This is a genomic window from Rhizobacter sp. (genome assembly GCF_031412495.1).
Taxonomy (GTDB): Bacteria; Pseudomonadota; Gammaproteobacteria; order Burkholderiales; family Burkholderiaceae_C; genus Schlegelella_A.
In genome coordinates, this window is sequence record NZ_JANODC010000070.1 from 1 (window position 1) to 2,955 (window position 2,955).

Genomic DNA, 2,955 nt, shown 5'->3' on the forward strand with positions numbered 1-2,955 from the left:
GCGCCCTTCCAGACCGGCGTGGTGACGATGGCCTTGCCGTCGTCGAAGAGGCGAACTGTGTCGAAGGCCTGGAAGCCCCAGTTGAGGAGCTTCTGGCTTTCGTTGGCCCGCGCCTCCATCGAGGTCGTGTTGAGGACGACCGCGAGGATGCGGCGCTTGCCCGCGCCGCCCGCGGCCCCGAGGTTAGGGAACTCGCGCTGGGCCGTCGCCAGCAGGCAGTAGCCCGCCGATTCGGTGTAGCCGGTCTTCATGCCGTCGACCGAGGGGTCGCGGCGCAGCAGCAGGTTCCGGTTGGGCTGGGTGATGTTGTTGTACTTGTATTCCTTGATCGAGTAGTAAGGGAAGTACTCGGGGAAATCGGAAATGATGCGCGCCGCGACGGTGGCGATGTCGCGCGCCGAGCTGCGGTGGCCGGGCTGCGTCAGGCCGGCGACGTTCTTGTAGCTCGTGTTCTTCAGGCCGAAGGCCTGCCCCTGCCGGTTCATCATGTCGACGAAGAGCTCGACGCTGCCGGCGACGCCCTCGGCCAGCGCCACCGCCGCGTCGTTGCCGCTCTGCACGATCAGGCCGCGCAGCAGCTCGTCGACGCTCGGCGTCATCGTCGTGTCGATGAACATCAGCGAGCCGCCGCCCTTGCGTTCGCCCCAGGCGCGCTTGGACACGGGCAGCGGCTGCTCGAGCGTGAGCTTCTTCTCCTTCAGGGCCGCGAAGACGACGTAGGCCGTCATCAGCTTGGTCAGCGATGCCGGGTCGACCTGCGCGTCGGCGTCGCGCTCGGCGAGCGTCTGCCGAGTCGTCAGGTCGACGACGAGGAAGTTCTTCGCCGCCACCTCCGGGGGTTGGGGCGCCTGGGCCTGCACGGCAAGAGAGACGGGAAAGACGAGCACGGCGAGCAGCACGCGCTTGAGGTGATGGGCGAAGGGCATGGGAGGCATGGGGAAGGAGAGGGAAGACCGTCAGACGGCATCGAGGTCGTGCAGTTCACGGACGATGACGCTTTTCAGCAGCGCCAGCTGGCCATGGAAGAAGTGTCCGACGCCCGGGAAGACGAGCACCGGCAGGTGCTGCGGCCGGGCCCAGGCGAGCGTCGACGCGAGCGGCACGACGTCGTCGCTCTCGCCGTGGATCACGACCGAGTCGGGTGGCACCACGGGCACCGCCTGCTTCTCGCTCGACAGGCCGACGAGGACGATGCGGCGCGGCTTCGTGCCTTCGGGCAGCCGGTGCGCGACCTCGGCGGCGACGTAGCCGCCGAAGGAGAACCCGGCCAAGCAGAAGGGAAGGCCGGCGAACTCGGGGCGGGCGCGCCAGCTGCCGAGCACCGAGAGGGCATCGTCGACCTCGCCGACGCCCTCGCCCCAGGTCCCCTCCGACTGGCCGACGCCGCGAAAGTTGAAGCGCACGCTCGACCAGCCGCGCTGCAGGAAGGCGCGGGCGACCGTCTGCACGACCTTGTTGTCGAGCGAGCCGCCGAACTGCGGGTGCGGGTGGCAGACGAGTGCCAGGCCGCGCGGCGCCGCTTCGGTGCGGTCGATCGCGCATTCGATGCGCCCTGCCGGACCGGCGACGCTCTCGCGCACCGTGCGCGGGCTCATCAGCGTCCCACGTCGGGCGGCAGCAGCAATCGCTCGACGATCTTTCCGTGCTTGAGGTGCGAGTCGACGATCTCGTCGATGTCGCTGGCGTCGACGTAGCTGTACCAGGTCCCTTCCGGGTAGACGACGGCGACCGGGCCGCCGGCGCAGCGGTCGAGGCACCCGGCCTTGTTGACGCGGACCTGTCCCGGACCGGCGAGGCCGTCCTTCTTCACACGCGCCTTGCAGCGGTCGAACCCTGCCTGCGCGCCGTGCCGGGCGCACGAATCCTCGCCCTTGTCGCGTTCGTTGAGGCAGAAAAAGACATGCCGCTCGTAGTAGCTCATCCCGTTCGATTCTAGAAGCGCGTCGACAGGTCGCGCGGCTCGCGCGCGCCCAGGCGCACGAGCAGGTAGACCAGAGCCGCATACGGCCAGAGCCAGCCCACCCACTGGGCCGCGCCATGAAAGCGGATGAAGCGCCCCTGCTCCCAGCCCTGCAGGCTCTGCGCGAAGTACGGATCGTCGGGCGCACGGGCGACCAGCATCACCAGCGCGGTGAGGGCGATCAGGCCGAGGCCCGCCGCGACCCGCCGGGGCACCAGGGAGAGGAGCGCCGCCAGCGCGGTGCCGACGCCGAGGGCCTGCAGCGCCTGCGGCGTGGTCCAGGCCAGGGCGTGGCCGGGCCCGAAGTTCAGCGCCGTCGACAGCGTCGTCGTGGCGGCCCCGACCACCACCGCGCCGACCACGATCACGGCCCGGCGCCAGCCGCCCTTGGCGATGGTGAAGGCCACCACGCAGGGAGCGAGCAGCCCGAGGACGATGATCGACAGCTCGGTCGCCGGAGACAGCGTCGTTCCCGTCCGTCCGGGCTCGGCTGCTGAAGCCACCCACCCGCCCGCCCAGGCCTCCGCCGGCGTGCCCTGCAGCATGCTCGCCACGATGGGCTGGGCCCGCTCGAGGATGTGGCCGAGCCCGAACGGGACCGCGGTCGGGAACAGCAGGGCGACCGGCCAGAGCACGAGCAGGGCCAGCCCGCCGGCGCTGCGGGCCACGAACCATCGCTCGCGCGCCTTCTGCCACTGCGCGATGCCGCCGCTGAGGTGCAGGGCGGCGCCGAAGGCGGCACCGAGGCCGGCCCCGGCGACATTCAGGCCGAGGTCGAGCGAGGAAGGCACGCGCCGCGGCAGGTAGTTCTGCAGGACCTCCATGCTGAGCGCGAGCAGCGCGCCGATGACGAGCGACGGCCAGGTGGCGGCGGCGGTGCCGTGGCCGACGCGGACCAGCGCGATGAAGACGAGGACGCCGAACGGCAGGTAGCCGAGCAGGTTCGAGACGAGGTCGAACCCGGTCCAGTAGCGCGGCCAGCCGGTGGCGAGGAA

At 70.7% G+C, this 2,955-nt stretch carries 4 protein-coding genes; all 4 read right to left on the reverse strand.

Translation table 11 applies throughout. The features are described from left to right. Positions 1 to 935, reverse strand: a 935-nt coding sequence (locus tag AC30N0_RS02555) for a D-alanyl-D-alanine carboxypeptidase family protein (protein ID WP_489516370.1), incomplete at its 3' end; no start/stop codon positions are given. Between the two features lie 21 nt (positions 936 to 956). Beyond that, on the reverse strand, positions 957 to 1,595 hold the full coding sequence (locus AC30N0_RS02560) for an alpha/beta hydrolase (RefSeq protein WP_489516371.1): 639 nt from the start codon (positions 1,593 to 1,595) through the stop codon (positions 957 to 959). Beyond that, positions 1,595 to 1,921: a (2Fe-2S) ferredoxin domain-containing protein gene (locus tag AC30N0_RS02565; RefSeq protein ID WP_489516372.1), complete on the reverse strand. Its 327-nt coding sequence runs from the start codon at positions 1,919 to 1,921 to the stop codon at positions 1,595 to 1,597. Before AC30N0_RS02565 ends, AC30N0_RS02560 begins: the two co-directional genes overlap by 1 nt. Before the next feature lie 11 nt (positions 1,922 to 1,932). After that, a partial coding sequence (locus tag AC30N0_RS02570) for a VanZ family protein (RefSeq protein ID WP_489516373.1) occupies positions 1,933 to 2,955 on the reverse strand: 1,023 nt, incomplete at its 5' end.